20 protein-coding genes are annotated in these 18,967 nt (G+C 72.3%); 11 read left to right on the top strand and 9 right to left on the bottom strand.

Annotated elements, in window-relative coordinates; genetic code table 11:
• Window positions 1-104: 104 nt before the first annotated feature.
• Window positions 105-566 carry a pyridoxamine 5'-phosphate oxidase family protein gene (locus AB0E07_RS16450; RefSeq protein ID WP_362251463.1) on the bottom strand — a complete coding sequence of 154 codons (462 nt, stop codon included), beginning with the start codon at window positions 564-566 and terminating at the stop codon, window positions 105-107.
• Between the two features lie 154 nt (window positions 567-720).
• Here AB0E07_RS16450 and AB0E07_RS16445 point away from each other — a divergent pair, with 154 nt between their 5' ends.
• Together AB0E07_RS16445 and AB0E07_RS16440 are read left to right on the top strand one after the other, a co-directional pair.
• Window positions 721-1,107 (top strand): VOC family protein, encoded by a 387-nt coding sequence (locus AB0E07_RS16445; RefSeq protein ID WP_362251460.1) that lies wholly within the window; start codon window positions 721-723, stop codon window positions 1,105-1,107.
• A gap of 98 nt (window positions 1,108-1,205) precedes the next feature.
• A complete protein-coding gene (locus AB0E07_RS16440) occupies window positions 1,206-2,279 on the top strand; it encodes an adenosine deaminase (RefSeq protein ID WP_362251457.1) in 1,074 nt (357 codons plus the stop codon).
• On the opposite strand, the gene AB0E07_RS16435 is transcribed toward AB0E07_RS16440, so the two are convergent.
• Both AB0E07_RS16435 and AB0E07_RS16430 read right to left on the bottom strand, forming a co-directional pair.
• Window positions 2,267-2,776, bottom strand: coding sequence for a DUF664 domain-containing protein (locus AB0E07_RS16435; protein WP_362251454.1), 510 nt, complete (start codon window positions 2,774-2,776; stop codon window positions 2,267-2,269). The two genes, AB0E07_RS16440 and AB0E07_RS16435, sit on opposite strands and share 13 nt — an antisense overlap.
• Window positions 2,777-2,803: 27 nt before the next feature.
• A complete protein-coding gene (locus tag AB0E07_RS16430) occupies window positions 2,804-3,691 on the bottom strand; it encodes a LysR substrate-binding domain-containing protein (RefSeq protein ID WP_362251451.1) in 888 nt (295 codons plus the stop codon).
• Window positions 3,692-3,819: 128 nt separating this feature from the next.
• Here AB0E07_RS16430 and mgrA point away from each other — a divergent pair, with 128 nt between their 5' ends.
• The 5 genes from mgrA (at window position 3,820) to AB0E07_RS16405 (ending at window position 9,466) form a co-directional block, all read left to right on the top strand.
• Window positions 3,820-4,812 carry an L-glyceraldehyde 3-phosphate reductase gene (gene mgrA / locus AB0E07_RS16425; protein WP_362251448.1) on the top strand — a complete coding sequence of 331 codons (993 nt, stop codon included), beginning with the start codon at window positions 3,820-3,822 and terminating at the stop codon, window positions 4,810-4,812.
• A gap of 313 nt (window positions 4,813-5,125) precedes the next feature.
• A complete protein-coding gene (locus AB0E07_RS16420) occupies window positions 5,126-5,536 on the top strand; it encodes a hypothetical protein (protein WP_362251445.1) in 411 nt (136 codons plus the stop codon).
• A gap of 46 nt (window positions 5,537-5,582) precedes the next feature.
• Entirely contained in the window at window positions 5,583-7,928 is a 2,346-nt protein-coding gene (locus AB0E07_RS16415) for an FHA domain-containing protein (protein WP_362251442.1), read from the top strand.
• 13 nt (window positions 7,929-7,941) lie between these two features.
• Window positions 7,942-8,487: a hypothetical protein gene (locus AB0E07_RS16410; protein ID WP_362251921.1), complete on the top strand. Its 546-nt coding sequence runs from the start codon at window positions 7,942-7,944 to the stop codon at window positions 8,485-8,487.
• The gene (locus AB0E07_RS16405) at window positions 8,477-9,466 is read left to right on the top strand and encodes a serine/threonine-protein kinase (RefSeq protein ID WP_362251439.1); all 990 of its coding nucleotides are present in this window, start codon (window positions 8,477-8,479) and stop codon (window positions 9,464-9,466) included. Before AB0E07_RS16410 ends, AB0E07_RS16405 begins: the two co-directional genes overlap by 11 nt.
• Before the next feature lie 22 nt (window positions 9,467-9,488).
• Here AB0E07_RS16405 and AB0E07_RS16400 read toward each other — a convergent pair whose 3' ends face one another.
• Window positions 9,489-10,739: a streptophobe family protein gene (locus tag AB0E07_RS16400; RefSeq protein WP_362251436.1), complete on the bottom strand. Its 1,251-nt coding sequence runs from the start codon at window positions 10,737-10,739 to the stop codon at window positions 9,489-9,491.
• A gap of 163 nt (window positions 10,740-10,902) precedes the next feature.
• On the opposite strand from AB0E07_RS16400, the gene AB0E07_RS16395 reads away from it, so the two are divergent.
• From AB0E07_RS16395 to AB0E07_RS16385, 3 genes are all read left to right on the top strand, one after another.
• Window positions 10,903-12,144, top strand: a complete 1,242-nt coding sequence (locus AB0E07_RS16395; protein ID WP_362251433.1) for a DUF6777 domain-containing protein — start codon at window positions 10,903-10,905, stop codon at window positions 12,142-12,144.
• Window positions 12,145-12,242: 98 nt separating this feature from the next.
• Window positions 12,243-12,695 (top strand): ATP-binding protein, encoded by a 453-nt coding sequence (locus tag AB0E07_RS16390; protein WP_362251430.1) that lies wholly within the window; start codon window positions 12,243-12,245, stop codon window positions 12,693-12,695.
• Window positions 12,696-12,967: 272 nt separating this feature from the next.
• Window positions 12,968-13,339, top strand: a complete 372-nt coding sequence (locus AB0E07_RS16385; RefSeq protein ID WP_362251918.1) for a helix-turn-helix transcriptional regulator — start codon at window positions 12,968-12,970, stop codon at window positions 13,337-13,339.
• An 18-nt stretch (window positions 13,340-13,357) separates the two neighbouring features.
• Here the strand turns inward: AB0E07_RS16385 and AB0E07_RS16380 are convergent, their stop codons facing one another.
• Window positions 13,358-13,960, bottom strand: coding sequence for an ATP-dependent Clp protease proteolytic subunit (locus AB0E07_RS16380; RefSeq protein WP_362251427.1), 603 nt, complete (start codon window positions 13,958-13,960; stop codon window positions 13,358-13,360).
• 2 nt (window positions 13,961-13,962) lie between these two features.
• The gene (locus AB0E07_RS16375) at window positions 13,963-14,601 is read right to left on the bottom strand and encodes an ATP-dependent Clp protease proteolytic subunit (RefSeq protein ID WP_362251424.1); all 639 of its coding nucleotides are present in this window, start codon (window positions 14,599-14,601) and stop codon (window positions 13,963-13,965) included.
• A gap of 168 nt (window positions 14,602-14,769) precedes the next feature.
• Here AB0E07_RS16375 and AB0E07_RS16370 point away from each other — a divergent pair, with 168 nt between their 5' ends.
• A complete protein-coding gene (locus tag AB0E07_RS16370; RefSeq protein WP_362251421.1) occupies window positions 14,770-15,252 on the top strand; it encodes a VOC family protein in 483 nt (160 codons plus the stop codon).
• Window positions 15,253-15,298: 46 nt separating this feature from the next.
• Here AB0E07_RS16370 and AB0E07_RS16365 read toward each other — a convergent pair whose 3' ends face one another.
• The 3 genes from AB0E07_RS16365 to AB0E07_RS16355 are packed head-to-tail and all read right to left on the bottom strand — an operon-like array spanning window position 15,299 to window position 18,713.
• Window positions 15,299-16,174, bottom strand: coding sequence for a geranyl diphosphate 2-C-methyltransferase (locus tag AB0E07_RS16365; protein WP_362251418.1), 876 nt, complete (start codon window positions 16,172-16,174; stop codon window positions 15,299-15,301).
• A 44-nt stretch (window positions 16,175-16,218) separates the two neighbouring features.
• Window positions 16,219-17,262: a family 2 encapsulin nanocompartment cargo protein terpene cyclase gene (locus AB0E07_RS16360; protein ID WP_362251415.1), complete on the bottom strand. Its 1,044-nt coding sequence runs from the start codon at window positions 17,260-17,262 to the stop codon at window positions 16,219-16,221.
• 17 nt (window positions 17,263-17,279) lie between these two features.
• Window positions 17,280-18,713: a family 2B encapsulin nanocompartment shell protein gene (locus AB0E07_RS16355; RefSeq protein ID WP_362251413.1), complete on the bottom strand. Its 1,434-nt coding sequence runs from the start codon at window positions 18,711-18,713 to the stop codon at window positions 17,280-17,282.
• Window positions 18,714-18,967: the final 254 nt, after the last annotated feature.

Here is an 18,967-nt window from a genome sequence, read left to right as displayed (position 1 = left end):
GCGCCGCACATGAAACCATCAGGAGTTACCCTGAGGTAACACCCTGGGGGGAATTCCATGGCCCGGGGAGGGCGAAGCCCCGAACTTGTCCGGACAAGCGGGCGCTACTGTCCCAGCCAGACCCCGTCCCGCATGAGGTGCCGCTGCGGCAGTTCCCGGGCCTCGTGCCACGCCTGCACCGCCTCGGGCCGCACCCGGAAGAACGCGTACGGCGCCCGCTCCCCGCGCGGATCCCATCCCGTCTTCGCCGTGAACGCCTCCGCCGCCGGGGCCGGCACCTCCTCGGCGGTGAACGTCTCCACCGTCCCGTCGATGAGCACGACGTCCCGGGTGTGGCCGAAGGCGAGCCGTGCGCGGCCGCCGGTCCGCAGATTGCGGCCGGTGGGGTTGGCCGGCCGCGTCGCCAGCCACAGAGCCTCGCCGTCCCAGACGAACCAGAGCGCCACCAGGCACGGCACGCCGTCGGAGTCGGCGGTGGCGACCCAGATGTCGATCTCCGTCTCCAGCCGGTCCAGGACATCGAGCCGGCGCTGTGCGGGGGTGCGGACCGCGGGTGAGGTCGTCATGCCGCCGACGCTAGCGATCACGTCGCCCCGGCGCCTCGGGCCGTGGTCCTAGGGCTGGAGAGTGAGTCTCGCGCGACGTGGTGCGGAGGGGACTGGCGCGGGAGAGGTTTTACGTATAACCTCTCCCGCTAATCGCACGTCCCGAAAGGTTCCGATGAGCAGCATCGCCCTGGTCACCCTCGTCGTCGACGACTACGACGAGGCGATCCGCTTCTACACCGAGGCCCTCGGGTTCCGGCTCGTCGAGGACGCCCCGCGTCCGGACGGCTCCCGCTGGGTCGTGGTGGCGCCCGGCGGGCGGGGCACCGGGCTGCTGCTCGCCCGCGCCAAGGGCGAGGCCCAGGGTGCCCGGGTCGGCGACCAGACCGGCGGGCGGGTCGGCTTCTTCCTGCACACCGACGACTTCGCCCGCGACCACGCCCGGATGCTCGCCGCGGGGGTGACCTTCCTGGAGGAGCCGCGCCACGAGCCCTACGGCTCGGTGGCCGTCTTCCAGGACCTGTACGGCAACCGCTGGGACCTGCTCCAGCCGGCCGGCTGAGCCCCCTCTCCCGGCAACGGGCCGAGCCGCCCGCGAGGGCGGCCGCCCGGCCCCTCCGTTCCGCCGCTTCGAACCGCTCGCCCGAGGAAAGACGCACCATGACTGCTACGCGCGTAGACGCCGATGTGATCCGCCGCCTCCCCAAGGCCGTCCTCCATGACCACCTCGACGGCGGCCTGCGCCCCGCCACCGTCGTGGAGCTGGCCGAGACGGTCGGCCACACCCTGCCCACCACCGACCCGGACGAGCTGGCCGCCTGGTACTTCGAGGCCGCCAACTCCGGCGACCTGGTGCGCTACATCGCGACCTTCGAGCACACCCTCGCCGTGATGCAGACCCGCGAGGGCCTGCTGCGCACCGCCGAGGAGTACGTGCTGGACCTCGCGGCGGACGGCGTGGTCTACGCCGAGGTGCGGTACGCGCCCGAGCTGAACACCGCCGGCGGCCTCGCGCTCGCCGAGGTCGTCGAGACCGTCCAGGAGGGCCTGGCGGCCGGTATGGCCAAGGCGGCCGAGGCGGGCACCCCGGTCCGGGTCGGCACCCTGCTGTGCGGCATGCGGATGTTCGACCGGGTGCGCGAGGCCGCCGACCTGGCCGTCGCCTTCCGGGACGCCGGTGTCGTGGGCTTCGACATCGCCGGCGCCGAGGCGGGCTTCCCCGCCGCCGACCACCTCGCAGCCTTCGAGCACCTGCGCCGCGAGAACGTGCCCTTCACCATCCACGCGGGCGAGGCCGACGGGCTGTCCAGCATCCACCAGGCGCTCCAGATCTGCGGCGCCCAGCGCATCGGCCACGGCGTGCGCATCACCGACGACATCCCCGACCTGGCCTCCGGCAAGCTCGGCCGCCTCGCGGGCTGGGTCCGCGACCGCCGGATCGCCCTGGAGATGTGCCCGACCTCGAACCTCCAGACGGGCGCGGCGACCTCGATAGCCGAGCACCCCATCACCGCCCTGAAGGACCTCGGCTTCCGCGTCACCCTCAACACCGACAACCGGCTGGTCTCCGGTACGACGATGACCCGCGAGATGTCCCTCCTGGTGGACGAGGCGGGCTGGACCCTCGACGATCTGCGCACGGTCACGGTGAACGCCCTGAAGAGCGCCTTCATCCCCTTCGACGAGCGCAAGGCCCTCATCGAGGACGTCGTCCTGCCGGGCTACGCGGTCTGAAGCAGCCCGCGGACGTAGGCGGCCTGTCCGACGTGCTGAAGATCGTCGGACAGGACGCTGACCAGCCGGACGCCCAGGGTGACCGGCGGGTCCCAGCGCTCGTCGACGACGCGCTCCAGGTCCTCGGCCACCAGTCCGCGCAGCGCGCCGAGGGTCTGCTCGTGGACGGCGTCGTAGTACCCGGTCAGCAGGTCGGCGGTGTCGACCCGTACCTCGGCGACCTGCGCCGAGGTGTGCCCGTAGCCGATGTCGTGGCGGGGCAGGCCGAGGCCGAAGGTCTTCTCGAAGCCCTGGGCGAGCCACACCTGGTCCAGCCCGAAGGCGTCGGCGACATGGTCGTCCTGGACCCGGGTGAGATGCCAGACCAGCCAGGCGATGGAGTTGGCGGCCGGGCCCGGCCGGGCGTGCAGCGCGTCAGGGCCGAGGCCCTCGACGGTGGCGTGGACCTCTTCCCTGATGCGGCTGAGGCCGTCGATGAGGATGTCCTTGGCATGCATGCCACCACCATGGCGCAAAGCCGCCCGTCACGCGCCCTCTCGCTCCAGCAGTTCCATCAGCGCCCGTGCCGCCGGGCTGGTGGCCTGCGGGGAGGGCAGCAGGGCGACCGTCTCGTAGACCCGCTCCCCGGTGCCCTTGACCGGTAGCGCGGTCAGGGAGGGGCGCTTGTGCCGGAAGTGGCGCGGTACGACGGCGACGCCGAGGTTCTCGTCGACCAGGTCCAGCAGGCTGTGCACGTCGTTCACCTCCAGCGGGACCGTGCGCCGCACGCCCGCGGCGGCGAACGCCGCGTCCGTGGTCCGGCGCGGCCCCCAGTCCGGGTGGAAGTCGACGAAGACCTCGCCGCCCAGTTCCTCCGGGGTGACGGCCGCGCCGGCCCGGGCGAGCGGGTGGCTGGGGTGGCACAGCACGGTCATCGGTTCACTGGTCAGCGGTACCGCCCGCAGCTGCTCCAGGTCCTCCTCGGCCGTGCGCACCGCGAAGGCGAGGTCCAGGCGCCCCGCCGCGACCTCCTCGGCGAGCGCCCCCGAGCCGGCCTGGCGCAGACAGATCTCCACTTCCGGATGCCGGCGCCGGAAGGTGGCCAGCAGCGCCGCCACATGGACGCCCGCGATGCACTGCTCGGATCCCACGGCCAGCATCCCGCGCAGCACGCCCTGGACCGCGGCGACGGCCTCGTGGGCCGAGCGCACCTGGGCGAGGATCCGCTCCGCCTCGCCGAGCAGGGCCCGCCCGGCCGGGGTGAGCGTCACGCTGCGTGTCGTACGGACGAACAGCGGGGTCTGCAGCTCGCGCTCCAGCGAGCGGATCGACGCCGACAGGCCCGACTGGGAGACCATGAGCCGTTCGGCGGCCCGGGTGAAATGCTGGTCCTCGGCGACCGCGACGAAGTGCTGGAGATGGCGCAGTTCCATGACTGAGAAGCGTATCCGCTGAATTCCATCGGATTCTCCTGTTGGACCGATGCCCACAGGTCACGAAAGAGTGGACACCGGGTTCTCAGGGAATCCCGTTCTGCCGTGCCCACCCCTCTGGAGTCGCGTTGTACACCCCGCACCCCGACCGCTACGCGGACATGCCCTACCGGCGCACCGGACGCAGCGGCCTGAAGCTCCCGGCGCTGTCGCTCGGCCTGTGGCACAACTTCGGCCCGGACCGCCCCGTGGAGACGCAGCGCGCGATCCTGCGCCGCGCCTTCGACCTGGGCGTCACCCACTTCGACCTGGCCAACAACTACGGCCCGCCGCCCGGATCCGCCGAGTCCGCGCTGGGCGACGCCCTCCGGGCGGACTTCGCCGCGCACCGCGACGAACTCGTCATCTCCACCAAGGCCGGATACCTGATGTGGCCCGGCCCGTACGGCGAGTGGGGCTCCCGCAAGTACCTGCTGTCCTCCCTCGACCAGAGCCTGTCGCGGATGGGCCTGGAGTACGTCGACGTCTTCTACTCGCACCGCCCGGACCCGGAGACTCCGCTGGAGGAGACGATGGGCGCGCTGCACTCGGCCGTCCAGCAGGGCAAGGCGCTCTACGTCGGCGTCTCGAACTACTCCGCCGAGCAGACCCGGGAAGCGGCCCGCATCCTCGGTGAGCTGGGCACCCCGCTGCTGATCCACCAGCCGCGCTACTCCCTCCTCGACCGGCGCCCGGAGGACGAGGGCCTGCTGGACGCGCTGGACGAGCTCCGGGTCGGGTCCATCGCCTACTCGCCGCTGGAGCAGGGCCTGCTGACGGGCCGCTATCTGAACGGCATCCCCGAGGGCTCCCGGGCCGCGAGCGACAGCCCCTTCCTGAACTCCGACGCGGTCACCGAGGACCTGGTGGACCGCCTGCGCACGCTCAACGGCATCGCCGAGTCGCGCGGCCAGACCCTCGCCCAGATGGCGCTGGCCTGGGTGCTGCGCGGCGGCCGGGTGACCTCGGCCCTGGTCGGCGCGAGCAGCCCGGGGCAGCTGGAGGACAGCGTGGCGGCGGTCGGCAACCTCGACTTCGACGCCGAGGAACTGGCCCGGATCGACGCGGCCGCCAAGGGCTGAGCGGAACTCGGACCCTGGGTGCCCGGGACGGCGCGGCCGTCCCGGGCACCTTCGCGTGCAGGGTCACGCGCGCGGACACATGCGCGGACACAAGCGCGGACACATGCGCTTTCGGCCAACGATCTCGGTGAATATGCCAGGAGACTGGCCGGAAAGTCATGGTGACAGTGATTCAGCAGTGAACATACTCAACAGCAGTGGGTACTTCACGCGGAGCGAGGTTCCCCTCACGCACAGCACTGAGTCAACAGCACTGAGCCGCACGGAAAGCGAGGCCCTGCCGAGAGGCGAAAGCACCACGGGGGAGTGAGACGTGCACGACGAATTCCTGTGCCATGTCACGGCGTACGGCACCTGCGGCGGCCGGCGCATCGGAGTCCCGCTCGGTACCTACCGGGCGCCCACGCTGGCGCTCGCCCTGTGGTGGCTGCGGGACCGGGCCTCCTGGATCGCCGAACGACTGGATCCGCACCCGGAGGCCGAGCACTTCCCGCCCAGCGCCCTCGTCCCCGTCGCCGAGACCGTGCCCGACGTGCCCGCAGCGCTGCGCACCTGGTGCGGTGACGGCGGTCAACAGGAGCTGGCGGCCGAACAGTTGGCCGCCGGCCGGCTGATCCGGATCGCCATCAGCGACGAGACCACCGAGTACGAACTGATGGCGGAGTCCATCGACGCCCTGCGTATGCAGCGCACCAGCGCCGCCCTCTTCGTCCCCGTCGGCTGAGCGGGCGCGTCGGGCGCGCAATCGGGTGAATCGGTAGAATTCAGGCATGACGGAGCGGCCTCTGGCACCGACAGCGCCCGTACTCGTGCTGGAGACCGAGTCGGGCTCCACGGTGATGACCCCCGGCCGGGACTACCACGTGGGCCGCGACCCCCTCAGCGACGTCGTCATCGACGACGCCCGGGTCTCCTGGCACCACGCCGTCCTGCACCCCGCGAGCGACCACTGGACGCTCCAGGACGAGGGCAGCACCAACGGCACCTACGCCGACGGCCGGCGCGTCCACGCCCGGGACGTCGGACCCGGCACCGTGATCCGCTTCGGCAACCCGGCCGACGGCCCCCGTGCCGTCCTCCTCGACCGGGCCCCGCCCCGGCCCGGCCCCGAACGCCCCTCGGCCGTCTCGATGCCGGCGCTCACCGGCACCTTCCGCCGGCCGACCAGCGTGCGCCCGGTGCCCGCCCGGACCGTGCGGATCGGCCGCGCGCCCGACAACGACCTCGTCCTCGACGACCTCGTGGTCTCCCGCCACCACGCCGAGCTGCGCGCCCTGCCCGACGGCGGCCACGAGATCGCCGACCTCGGCAGCCACAACGGCACCTTCCTCAACGGCGGCCCGGTCACCTCCGCCCCGGTGCGCGCCGGCGACGTCATCGGCATCGGCCACTCGGCGTTCTGCCTGGTCGGCGACGAGCTCCAGGAGTACGTCGACACCGGCGAGGTCTCCCTGGAGGTGCAGGACCTCACCGTCGCCGTCGACCACGGCCGCAAGACCCTTCTCGACGACGTCTCCTTCCCGGTGGGGGAGAAGTGCCTGCTCGCGGTCGTCGGACCCAGCGGCGCCGGAAAGTCCACCCTCCTCAACGCGCTCACCGGCCAGCGTCCCGCCGACCACGGCACCGTCGTCTACGACGGCCGCGACCTCTACCGCGACTACGCCGAACTGCGCCAGCGCATCGGCCTGGTCCCGCAGGACGACATCCTGCACGCCCAGCTCACCGTCCGCGCCGCCCTGTCCTACGCCGCCGAACTGCGCTTCCCGCAGGACACCGCGAAGGCCGAACGGCAGGCCAGGGTCGACGAGGTCATCCGCGAACTCGGTCTCGAACAGCGCGCCGGACAACCCGTGCACAGCCTCTCCGGCGGCCAGCGCAAGCGCGTCAGCGTCGCCCTGGAACTGCTCACCAAGCCCTCCCTGCTCTTCCTCGACGAACCCACCTCGGGACTGGACCCCGGCATGGACCGCTCGGTCATGCACATGCTCCGAGGGCTCGCGGACGACGGCCGCACCGTCATCGTCGTCACCCACAGCGTCCTCAGCCTCGACGTCTGCGACCGCCTCCTGGTCCTCGCGCCCGGCGGCCGGATCGCCTACTACGGGCCGCCCGAGGACGCCCTCGCCTACTTCGGCTTCACCGAGTGGCCGGAGGCGTTCGAGGCCTTCGAGCGCGACCGGGACCGCGACTGGGCCGGCGACTACACCACCTCTCCGGCGCACCGCCGCTACGTCGTCGACGCCACCGCGCAGCCGACGCTCGACCGCACCGGACCGGTGGTCATCACCCCACCGCGCCGGCCGCGCAGCCGCGCCGCCCAGCTCGGCACCCTGATCCGCCGCTACACCGCCGCCCTCAGTGCCGACCGCACCTTCCTCATCATCATGATCGCCCTGCCGTTCGTGATGGGCGCCATGGCCCGCGCCCTGGCCGGCGGCGAGCTGACCCGGGACACCGCGATGAACGCGCTGCTGATCCTGTGCGTCGGCGCGGTCCTCACCGGCGCGGCCAACGCCGTGCGCGAACTGGTCAAGGAACGCGTGATCTACCGGCGCGAGCGGGCCGTCGGCCTGTCCAGATCGGCGTACCTGATGTCGAAGGTGGTCGTCCTCGGCACCGTCACCGTCTTCCAGGCCGTCGTGCTGACCCTCGTCGGGCTGCTCGGCGTCGACCTCAACGCCCCCGGCGGCGAGGGCGTGCTGATGCCACCCCTGGTGGAGATCACCGTCGCCGTCGCCCTGCTGGCGTTCACCGCGATGATGCTCGGCCTGCTGGTCTCCGCGCTGGTGCGCAAGGAGGAGGTGACGATGCCGCTGCTGGTGCTGCTCGCCATCGTCCAGGTGGTGTTCTGCGGCGCCCTGCTCAAACTCGACGGCGTGCCCGGCCTGGAGCAGCTCGCCTGGTTCGTGCCCTCGCGGTGGGCGCTCGGCGCGATGGCGGGCACCGTCGACCTGGCGCGGACCGTGCCGGGCGAGCTGACCGGCGACCCGTTGTTCCAGCACTCGGCGGGCGTGTGGCTGCTCAACATCGGCATGCTGATCGTGCTGTCCGTACTGTTCGGCTGGCTGGTGTCCCGGCTGCTGCGCCGCCAGGAACCCGTCGTGATGCGGAAGTAGGCGCCACATGACGATGACGACTCCCGGCTTCCGTCCCACCCATGTCGTCCCCGCCCACGGGATGCCCGCCTGGGTGGCGCCCGACCCCGCCCGGCCCACCCTGCCCCTGGACCCGCTGCTGCCGGTCCAGCTCCTCGAACGTCGCGGCGACTGGGGCCACGTCCTGTGCGCCAACGGCTGGTCGGCCTGGGTCGACGGCCGCCACCTGGTCGCCGTCCCCCAGGACCCGCCCACCCCCGACGCCGCCCTGGCCCGCACCGCCGACCCGCGCCCCCACCTCACCCGCACCGAGCAGGCACTGGCCCGCTACCGGGCGGCCGTGGAGGACCTCGCCTCGGGCGGCCTCGACGGCGAGTCCTTCCGGGACCGCACCCGCGGCCTGCGCATCGGTGTGGTCGTCGAGGGCGAGCACGTCTGGCTGTACGACACCGACCACGGGCGCTGGGTCTACGCCGACGGCATGAGCCTGAGCACCTTCGCCACGGACGAGGCGCCCCGCTCGGCCCCGCCCGACCGCGACCACACCGCCACCCAGGTGGTGAGCCCGGATGGCCCGTGAGGCGAGCCTGTTCTCGGGCCGGCCCTCCGAGCTGATCGGCCGGCAGGTGGCCGGCTACCGCATCGAGGCGGAGATCGGACGTGGCGGCATGGCCGTCGTCTACCGCGCCCGCGACCTGCGACTGGACCGCACGGTCGCGCTCAAGCTGCTCGCCCCCGAACTCGCCCGCAACGACACCTTCCGCCGCCGCTTCACCCACGAATCCCGGGCCGCGGCCTCGATCGACCACCCGCACATCGTGCCGGTCTTCGAGGCGGGCGAGACGGACGGCGTCCTGTACATCGCCATGCGGTTCGTCGCCGGCAGCGACCTGCGCCACCTCCTGGACCGGCAGGGTCCGCTGACTGCGGCCACCGCCGTCCGGATCGCCGCCCAGGTGGCCTCCGCGCTGGACGCGGCCCACGAGCACGGCCTCGTCCACCGCGATGTGAAGCCCGGCAACATCCTCGTCGCCCGGGGCACGGACAGCGACCACCCCGAGCACGCCTATCTGACCGACTTCGGGCTGACGAAGAAGTCACTGTCCCTGACGGGGTTCACCACGGTCGGCCAGTTCGTCGGCACCCTCGACTACGTGTCGCCGGAACAGATCTCCGGCAAGCCCGTCGACGCCCGCTGCGACGTGTACGGGTTCGCCTGCGTCGTGCACGAGTGCCTGACCGGGCAGCCGCCCTTCCGTCGGGACGACGACATGGCGCTGCTCTGGGCCCACCAGTACGACGAACCACCGCAGCTGACCTCACTGCGTCCCGATCTGCCGGCCCCGGTCGACGCGGTGTTCGGCACGGCCCTGGCCAAGAGCCCCGACGACCGCTACGACTCCTGCCTCGCCTTCGTGGCCGCCATGCGCGCCGCCCTCCGGGGCGACCCGGCCCGGACCCACCCACCGACGCAGGTGGACCTGAACGCCATGAACGCCCCGTCCCAGCCCGCGAAACCCCCACCCCACTGGGCCCAGCCGTTCTTCGGCCCGAACTGACACCTGCGCCCCGTCCCTGGGCTCAGGGGCGTCGTACCGGCCGGGCCGGCAGGCCGCCGAGGAAGCCGCCGACCAGGCCCCACAGCAGGGCGAAGCCCAGCGCGCCCCAGAGCTGCGGCTCCAGCAGCAGCTCCCCGCCCAGGTCGCCCCCGAGGTCGCCGATGCCCAGCACCGACAGTCCGGCGTGCGCGGAGAGCCGGCCCACCAGGCAGATCATCAGCACCGTGAGCGCCAGCGCCACCGCCACGTGCACCGCGTGCTGCCAGGCGCGCATCCGGCGCGGTGAGCGGGCCGCCGTCACGAACCCCGCGGCCAGGACCAGTACCGCGTCCACGGCCACCAGCCACCACACCCGCCCGTCGTACTCGGCGAGCGAGTTCAGATTGAGGGTCGCGGTGTCCGAACCGCGCAGCACCTGGTCCAGGACGTGCGGCATCGGCAGGTCGAAGGGGCCGTCCACCCGGCCCTCCCAGCTCGCCCCGAGTCCGACGGTGAACGCGAGCCACACCAGGTTCGGCAGGCCGAGCAGCATCACCGCCAGGGTCTCCCGGGCATGCCCCCGGGTGGCGGCCACGACGACGCCGATGACCAGGCCGACGGCGACACAGGCCAGCAGCAGCCCGACCATCGCGTACGCCGCGGGACGCACCGACTCCTGGAAGCGCAGCAGCCGGGCCGGCAGGGGAGCGCCCCGGGACACCAGCAGCGCCAGCACCAGCACACCCGCGAGCCACAGCAGCCCGAAGAACAGGGTCAGCGGCACATCGGTGCGGAACCCCACCTTGGGCGAGATACCGAACAGGTCGCCCAGGTCGCTCAGGGTGTCGTCGCCGAGGGAGACCGTGAAATCCTGCCGGGCGGCGAACGCTACCCCCAGGAGTGCCGCCAGCCACAGCACCGCGATCCGCGCGGCCCAGCCCAGCAGCTCGCGCGCCCCGGCCACGGCCCGGTGCCGCAGCGGCCGCAGAAAGCCCGCCGCGACCACCAGCGCACCGACGAGCGTGACGGACAGCGGCATCACGGTGAGGCCGGCCGCGGACTCGGCCAGGCCGCCCGCGTCCCCCGACATCTCGACGGTGCCGCCGACAGCGGTGACCACGGTCGCGGCCACGACCCGGGGGAAGGCGTTGTCGGGCAGACCGGTGGCGCCCGCCGCCCACAGACCCAGGGCGGCGACCACCCCCATGGCCAGCAGTCCGGCCAGCACCACGAGCACGGCCTGCGGCCAGCCGTGTCGGGCCACCGCCCGGTCGGAGGGGGTGCGTGCGCTCACCCTGCCCACGCTAAGCAGGAGCCGCGGGGCGCGCCTGCCGGGAGGGGCCGTCCGGCGTCGGCTTGCGGACCCCGCCGACCCGGCGCACACAATGGTGATGATGTGGAGAATGCGGCACATGGTGTGATCTGCCGTCCTGGTACCGCATCGGGAAGAAGGGCTCGTGAGCGTCGAACCTCCGTCCTCGGGCCGACCGACAGGACCCCCCTCGGGTCCGCTGTCCGGACCCTCGCAGCCGCCTTCCGGGCCGCCCTCGCAACCCCCTTCGCAGCCACCCCCGCCACCGACGGGGAGCAGCGGCGGGGGAGCGGAGCCGGAGCCTGAACCGCACCGCTCCTGGTGGCGTTCGGCACCCCGGATCGCGGTGCTGACCACGGTGGTCGTCGCCGCCGTGGTGCTGGCCGTGGTCTTCAGCCGGGGCGACGGCGGCGGGAGCGGCTCGGGCGGCGAGGTCTTCCTCCAGGCGGCCGGCGAGAGCGGCCCCGACCCCTTCACCGAGTCCACCGCGACCGACAGCTCCGCCCCGCCGGTCACCCCCTCCCCGGCCACGCCCTCGGCCACCGGCAACACCGTCCGCGGCGTCGACGGCGGCGCCCCCGGCCTGTACGGCGGCACCCGCGACGTGGCCAGCTGCGACGTGGAGAAGCAGATCAAGGCGCTCGGCGCGGAACCGGAGGAGAACGAGGCGTTCGCGTCCGTCGCCGACGTGGAACCCGCGGGCGTCCCCGCGTACCTGCGCGACCTGACCCCGGTGCAGCTCCGCCTGGACACCCGGGTCACCAACCACGGGTACGAGGACGGCAGGGCCAAGCCCTACCAGGCCGTCCTCCAGACCGGCACCGCCGTCCTGGTCGACGACCGCGGGGTGCCCCGGGTGCGCTGCGCCTGCGGCAACCCGCTGACGCCGCCGGTCGCCCAGCAGTCCACCCCCCGGACCACGGGCGACGCCTGGCCCTCGTACAACCCCTCGGACGTCGTGGTCGTCGCGCCCGCCACGACCGTGATCGACGTCTTCGTGATCTACGACGACGAGCACGACGGATGGTTCCGCCGGGAGTCCGGCGACACCGGTGACAAGGACAAGAAGACCGCCCCGCCCAGCCACCGGCCCTCCACCTCGCCGAGCACCCCGTCCGAGTCCCCGTCCACCGGCACCACGACCGCCTGCCCGGGCACCCCCACCGCGGGCGCGACCGACTGCCCGCCGACCTCCACGGAGCCTTCCGGGCCGACCACGCCCCCGACCTCGGAATCCCCCTCCGAACCGCCCTCCGACCCCGCGTCGGAGCCGGAGAGCCCCGACACCTCCAGTGCCGACGCGCCCCCCGACTCCGGGACGACCGTCACCGAGTCGCTGCCCTCCAGCGGCAGCCCGCCGTCTCCCGCCGACTCGCCCGGGGTGTGACGCACCCGGCGCCCGGCACGGGGACTGCCGGGCGCGTGACGGGGTACGAGCCTTGATGCAGCAGCGTCCGGCCGGGCCGGGATCCGAGAGAGAAACGCATGATCGAACACGACGGGGCAGTGATTCCTACCGATTTCGACGTGCCCGTGGAACCGCTGAGGCGGGCGGCCCACTACACCGGTGAGCCGGGGTGCATCGCGGAGGCCCGGGCCTTCGCCGCGGACTTCGTCGTCCGGCTGCGCACCGAGTGGTGCGCGGCGATCGACGAGCGGACCCGCGAAGAGGTCCTCCTGGTCGTCAGCGAGCTGGTCACCAACGCCGACCGGCACAGCAACGGCCCCTACATCCTCGACCTGGAGGGCACCGACGCACGGCTGACGGTGTCCGTCTACGACAGCAGCGCCACGCTGCCCCGCCGTTTCCCCAGGGACCCCGAACGGATCGGGCGGCACGGTATGGAGATCGTGCACGCCCTGGCGACCGAGGTCGCCGTCGAGCGCGTCCCGGTGGGCAAGCGGGTCCGCGCCGTGCTGTGGCTCGACGGCCGCTGACCGGCATCCCGCCCGTCAACCCCCTGTTCGCGCCCGGCGATTCTTCCGAGGGCAGAACGCCTCAGCCTTCCCAGGACGGACCCGGCTCCTAGGCTGGGAAGGTGAGCAACCAAGCGCCGAACCAAGCCCGTGTCATCCCGCTGCGCCCGCCCACGCGCCACGACCCCGTACGCCAGGACCTCGCGCGCCAGGCCCCTGTGCGCCAGGGACCCGCACGTCCGGAGCTCGCGCACCCGCGATCAGCTAGCCCGGAGCCCGTGCGTCCGGAGCCCGTGCGTCCGCAGTCCGTGCGTCCGCAGTCCGTGCGCCCCGGGGCCGCCGCACCCGCGCCCCGAGAGCCCCTGTGGCGTGACCTCGTCGGCGATGTCCTGCGCCGCGAGCGCCTCGCCCAGGAGCGCACCCTGAAGGACGTGGCGGAGGCCGCCCGTATCTCCATGCCCTACCTCTCCGAGGTGGAGCGGGGCCGCAAGGAAGCCTCCTCGGAGGTCCTCGCGGCCGCCGCGCACGCCCTCGGCCTCGGCCTCGGCGACCTGCTCTCCCGCGCCCAGGGCGAGCTGATCCGGCTCACCTCCCGGCACGGCTCGGCGGTCCGGGCCCGCGGCGCCGCCGGATCCTCCTACGACGGGCTCTGCCTGGCCGCCTGAGCTGCCGCTCCCGGCGTCTCACAGCTGGGCGAGGCGCCGGGACACCACCTGGTCGGCGAGCCCGTACGCCACGGCCTCCTCGGCCGTGAACACCTTGTCGCGGTCCATGTCGGCGCGGAGGGTCGCGGGGTCGTGGCGGGTGTGCCGGGCCAGTACCTCCTCGACCTGCCCGCGGATCCGGACCATCTCCTTGGCCTGGAGCGCCAGGTCGGAGACCGTGCCCTGCCGGCCGCCGCTGGCGGGCTGCCCGAGCAGCACCCGGGCGTGCTCCAGCACGAACCGCCGCCCGGGGTCCCCGCCGGCCAGCAGCACCGCCGCGGTGGAGGCCGCCTGTCCGACGCAGAAGGTCGAGACGGGCGCCTGGACGTAGGTCATGGTGTCGTAGATCGCCATCAGTGAAGTGAACGATCCGCCGGGGGAGTTGAGGTAGATGGCGATCTCGTTCTCGGGTGCCGCCGACTCCAGATGGAGGAGTTGTGCGATGACGACATTGGCCACCCCGTCGTCGATCTCGGTGCCGATGAAGATGATCCGCTCGTTGAGCAGCCGGCTGAAGACGTCGAAGGAGCGCTCGCCCTGCGGGGTCCGCTCGATGACGTTCGGAATCGTGTAACTCCCCATGGCTACAGCCCCATCCGTCGCTTGGAGGCCGCCGGGCGGACGTCGGCGAACGACTCCACCACCCGGTCGACCATGCCGTACTCCCTGGCCTCCTCGGCCGTGAACCAGCGGTCCCGGTCGCCGTCCCGGGAGATCGTCTCCGGGCTCTGTCCGGTGTGCTCGGCGGTGATCCGCTCGATGGTCCGCTTGGTGTGCTCCAGGTTCTCCGCCTGGATCTCGATGTCCGCGGTGGTGCCCCCGATGCCGGCCGAGGGCTGGTGCATCATGATCCGCGCGTTGGGCAGGGCGAACCGCTTGCCCGGGGCGCCCACGCTCAGCAGGAACTGGCCCATGCTGGCCGCGAAGCCCATGGCCAGCGTCGAGACGTCGTTCGGGATCAGCCGCATGGTGTCGTAGACGGCGAGGCCTGCGTGGACCGAGCCGCCCGGACTGTTGATGTACAGGCTGATGTCGGTGCGCGGGTCCTCGGCGGACAGGATCAGCAGCTGGGCGCAGACCCGGTTCGCGGACACCTCGTCGACCTGGGTGCCCAGCAGCACGATCCGCTGGCCGAGCAACTGGGCGGCCAACTGGTCGTCGAAGCGGTTGGGCGCGGTGTCGCCCTCCTCCGCCCGTGGCGCGAGCGCGGTGAACGCGTTCATGGGACCTCCTCCTCGTGGTGCGGATGCCGTCCACCCACTGTTGCCCGCGGCACCGGGTCACCGGGGATTTCTCTGCCCGGGGCAGATTCGCCACGGGCAGAGCCGATGAGTTCCGCCGCCGGGAACGGTCTGCATGGATGACCGCGTTCCACACCCCGGGAGGTACCGATGGCCACCAACGGATTCACCACGTGTCTGTGGTTCGACGACGAGGCCGAGGAAGCGGCCCACTACTACGTGTCGATCTTCAAGAACTCCGGCATCGGGAAGATCGCCCACTATCCCGAGGGCGCTCCCCGCCCCGCCGGAACCGTGCTGACCGTGGAGTTCACCGCCAACGGCCACCGGTTCCTCGCGCTCAACGGCGGCCCCGAGTTCAAGTTCAACGAGGCCGTCTCCTTCATGATCTTCTGCGAGAACCAGGAGGAGATCGACCACTACTGGACCGGGCTCACCGAAGGCGGCGGCGAGCCCGGTCCGTGCGGCTGGCTGAAGGACAGGTACGGCGTGTCCTGGCAGGTGGTCCCGGACACCCTGGAGGCCATGACGACCGACCCGGACCCGGCGAAGGCCGCCCGCGCGACCCAGGCGATGCTCTCCATGGGCAAGCTCGACATCGCGGCCCTGGAGAAGGCCTACGCGGGCGAGTGAACGCGGCAGCGCCCGGCATCCGCGTGGCGGGCGCCGGGCGCCGGACTCACACCCGGTCGGCGGCGATCAGCAGGTACTGGAAACTGCCGTTGCGGTAGGCGGTGAGGAACGTTTCCTCAATGCCGGTGACGAGATGCTCGGCCTGTTGGCGCAGCTCCCAGTAGGGGATGGTCGCCGCGGTCAGGTCCTCCACATGGACCGGCACCAGCCGGTTGCGCGCCATCGCCCGGAAGTAGGCCGAGCGGGGATGGATGTCGCAGATGTAGTGCGCGTTGATCAGGGACACCTCACGGGAGGCGCGTCCGTAGGTGTCGTTGTAGCACCCGGTGATCACCACATAGCGTCCGCCGCGGCGCAGCAGCCGGGCGTGCTCGGCGAAGAGCAGGTCCAGCTCGACGTACATGGTCGACTCGTTGTTCCACGAGGCCGCGTACCCGCCGGTCGGGAAACCGGTGTCGAGCATGTTCCGGCAGTGGTAGCGCACCCGGTCGTCGATGCCCCGCTTGCGGGCCTGCTCGTTGGCGAACTCGGCCTGCTTCGCGGAGAGCGTGACCCCGTCGGCCCCGCAGCCGTGGCGCAGATGGGCCACCACACTGCCGCCGCCGCGTCCGCAGCCGGCGTCGAAGACCCGGTCGGCGGGGGTGAGCGGCCCCAGCCGCTCGGCGAGCAGTTCGGCCTGGGCGTGCTCCAGCCGGTGCAGCTCGGCGGTGATCCGCTCCTGGCGCAGCTCCGGGTCGGGTTCGTCCAGCACCGAGAAGTCGGCGGCGCCGACCCCGTAGTGGTGGTGGTAGAGGTCGTCGATCTTTCCGAGTTCGAGGTTGACCGGGTTCTCCTCGGCGTTCCAGTAGTCCGCCACGCGGTTCTGGTACGAGGACTGGGACGGCACCGGAACGGTCGTGGTGCCGACTTCGGTGGAGCTCAACGCGGATTCCTCCTGGTGTCTCTGACGATCCGTCAGGGTGGGGGTTACCAGTAGTCGGGCAGGTGGTAGCGGTGGGTGTTGGTGGCGTGCCACTCGTGGTTGCCGGCGACCCAGGCCGCGAGGCCGCCGGTGTAGCGCTCGACGAGCGGTGACAGCGCGGAGACGGCCGCCGCCTCCTCCTCGAAGGCCGTCATGATGCGGTTGTGGATCTCCACCGACTCCAGATAGGCGGCCTTGAGCCCGCACCGCTCCTCGGCGGCGACGACCACGGGCAGGTTCGGATGGGTGGGGTCGCTCGCCAGCTCCTTGGTGAAGGAGTACAGGTCGTTGACGATGGTGGTGGCGTTGCAGGCCAGCGCCGTCACCCGCTGGATCTCGGGCCGGACGTACAGCGCCGCGGGCAGCTCGTAGCCGTCGACGGCGTCGACCAGCGACAGACAGGGCCGGAAGTTGTTGAACTGCCGCATCGTCAGGTACTCCCAGACCCGCGGCATGTGGCCGGTCTCCGCCCAGGCCGCCTCCCCGAGGTACCCCAGGTGCAGCCGTGCGGCGTCGTGCACGAACCGGTCGGTCTGGCTCGGCGTCGCGAAGGCCGCGTAGTCCTTCAGCGCCCAGTGGTACGAGCGCAGCGGCCCGTCCGCCTGGACGCCCCGGCGCCAGCGCTCCTCCGTGGCGGGGTCGCCGTGGTAGGGGTCGAGCGCCGACTGGGCGACGACCAGCCGCCCGCCCAGACCGCGTGCCGAGGCACCCCGGCCCTCGGAGACCTCGCAGTAGCAACTGTCGACGACGTTCTCGGCGAGCAGCAGCTTGCCGGCGGCGGTGAGCCGGTCCAGGTCGGCGGCGCCCGGATGCTGGAGCGCCACCGCCCGGCCGAACTGGAAGCCGGCGAAGTCGCCCGACCACGCGGCGGGGAACAGGTCGAGCGCGCGGGCCCACGCCTCCAGCCGCAGATCCACCTCCTCGACCTTCTCCGGGTCGGGGGGCACCGCGGGCCGGTACAGCAGGCCGGGCACGGCCCCGGAGCGCCGGGCCCGCATCGAGCGGGCGAGATGGGGGGCGCCGGGCGCCCGGAACGTGGACGTGCTCATACGGGTACTCCGCCCGGTCAGTCGGCCGTCCGGCCGATCTGTACGTTCTCCAGGATTCCGGCGGCGTCCGGCACGAGGATCGCGACGGAGTAGTAGGCCGTGACGAGATAGCGCAGGATCGCGGCCTCGTCGATGCCCATGAACCGCACGTTCAGCCCTGGCTGGTACTCCTCGGGGATGCCGGTCTGGTACAGGCCCACCACGCCCTGGTCGGCCTCGCCGGTGCGCAGCGCGATGATGCTGGTGCTGTGCTGCGGGCCGATCGGGATCTTGCCGCACGGCAGCATCGGCACGCCCCGCCACGCGGGCACCTCGTGCCCGTCGATGCTCGCCGTGCCCGGCACCAGACCGCGCCGGTTGCACTGGCGGAAGAAGGCGGCGATGGCCTTCGGGTGGGCCAGGAAGAGCCGGGTCTTGCGGCGCATGGAGAGCAGCTCGTCGAGGTCGTCCGGGGTCGGTGGTCCGCCGAAGGTGCTGATCCGCTGGTCGTAGGCGGTGTTGTGGAGCAGTCCGAACTCACGGTTGTTGACCAGCTCCCACTCCTGGCGTTCGCGGATCTCCTCGATGGTCAGCCTGAGCTGCTGCTCGGTCTGGTCCATCGGGTCGTTGTAGAGGTCGGCGACCCGGGTGTGCACTCGCAGCACGGTCTGGGTGAGGGACAGTTCGTACTCGCGCGGGGCGAGTTCGTAGTCGACGAAGCCGCCGTTCAGGGTGGGCTCGCCGACATGGCCGGCCTGGACCGGGACCTCGGCCTCGCCCTTGCGGTTCATCGGTTTGCTCTGCCGCTCGGCGAAGGCGGCCAGCTGGGCCGCGAGCGAGGGGGCGCGGTCCACGTAGTCCATCAGCGAGTCCCAGGGCAGCACCAGCACCACCCCGGCCGTCTCGGCGCGGACCGAGCTGAGCCAGAGCGGGTCGGCCCGGCCGACCGCCTCGTCGCCCATGCCCTCGCCGTCGGTGACGACCCCGATGACCTCCTCCTCGCCGTACTTGCCGGCGGTGAAGCGGGTGAAGCGGCCGTGCACGACGAGATACGCCTCGGTGACCGGCTGCCCCGCCTCGAAGAGGACCTGGCCGGCCCGCACCTCGCGGACCCGGAACCGGGAGGCGATCTCGCGGAGCACCTCGGTGTCGGTGTAGCCGCGCAGCACCGGCAGCTCGGTCAGCGTCTGCGGGATGACCCGGACGTCGTCCGCGCCGTTCTGGTCGAACTGCACCCGGCCGCGCCCGACGCTCAGCTGGAGCCGCCGGTTGACCCGGTAGGCGCCGCCCCGGACGTCGACCCAGGGCAGCGTCTTCAGCAGCCAGCGCGAGGTGATGGCCTGCATCTGGGGTTCGGACTTGGTGGTCGTGGCGAGCTGTCGGGCCGCGCGGGTACTGAGGCTGGTGTGCGGGGGTGTGGGGGTCTCGGGGGCGTCGACGTCGGGATCGGCGGCGCTTTCCGGTGCGGACACAGTCCCTCCCTGGAGGGGGGTTCAGGGGTGAGCGGTGCGGTCGGTCCGGGCGGTGACCCGGTGGCGCGAGGTGGACAGCCGGCGCTGTCTGTACACAAGGCAAACAGCGCGGGGTGAGTGCCGGGAACCGCGTGAAGGGGGCGGTTTCGCGCGCCGGATGTGCAAACCTCCCGATCGGTGCGGGGCGCGTGCGGGCGAGTGATCCCGCGCCGGTCCGCGGGCCCCGGGCGGCCGGCGCGCGGGGCGCGCGCGGG

It is taken from the genome of Streptomyces sp. NPDC048002, assembly GCF_040653275.1.
Lineage (GTDB): Bacteria > Actinomycetota > Actinomycetes > Streptomycetales > Streptomycetaceae > Streptomyces.
The sequence above is the reverse complement of the archived record's forward strand: the minus strand, read 5'-3'. Positions and strand labels throughout refer to the sequence as shown.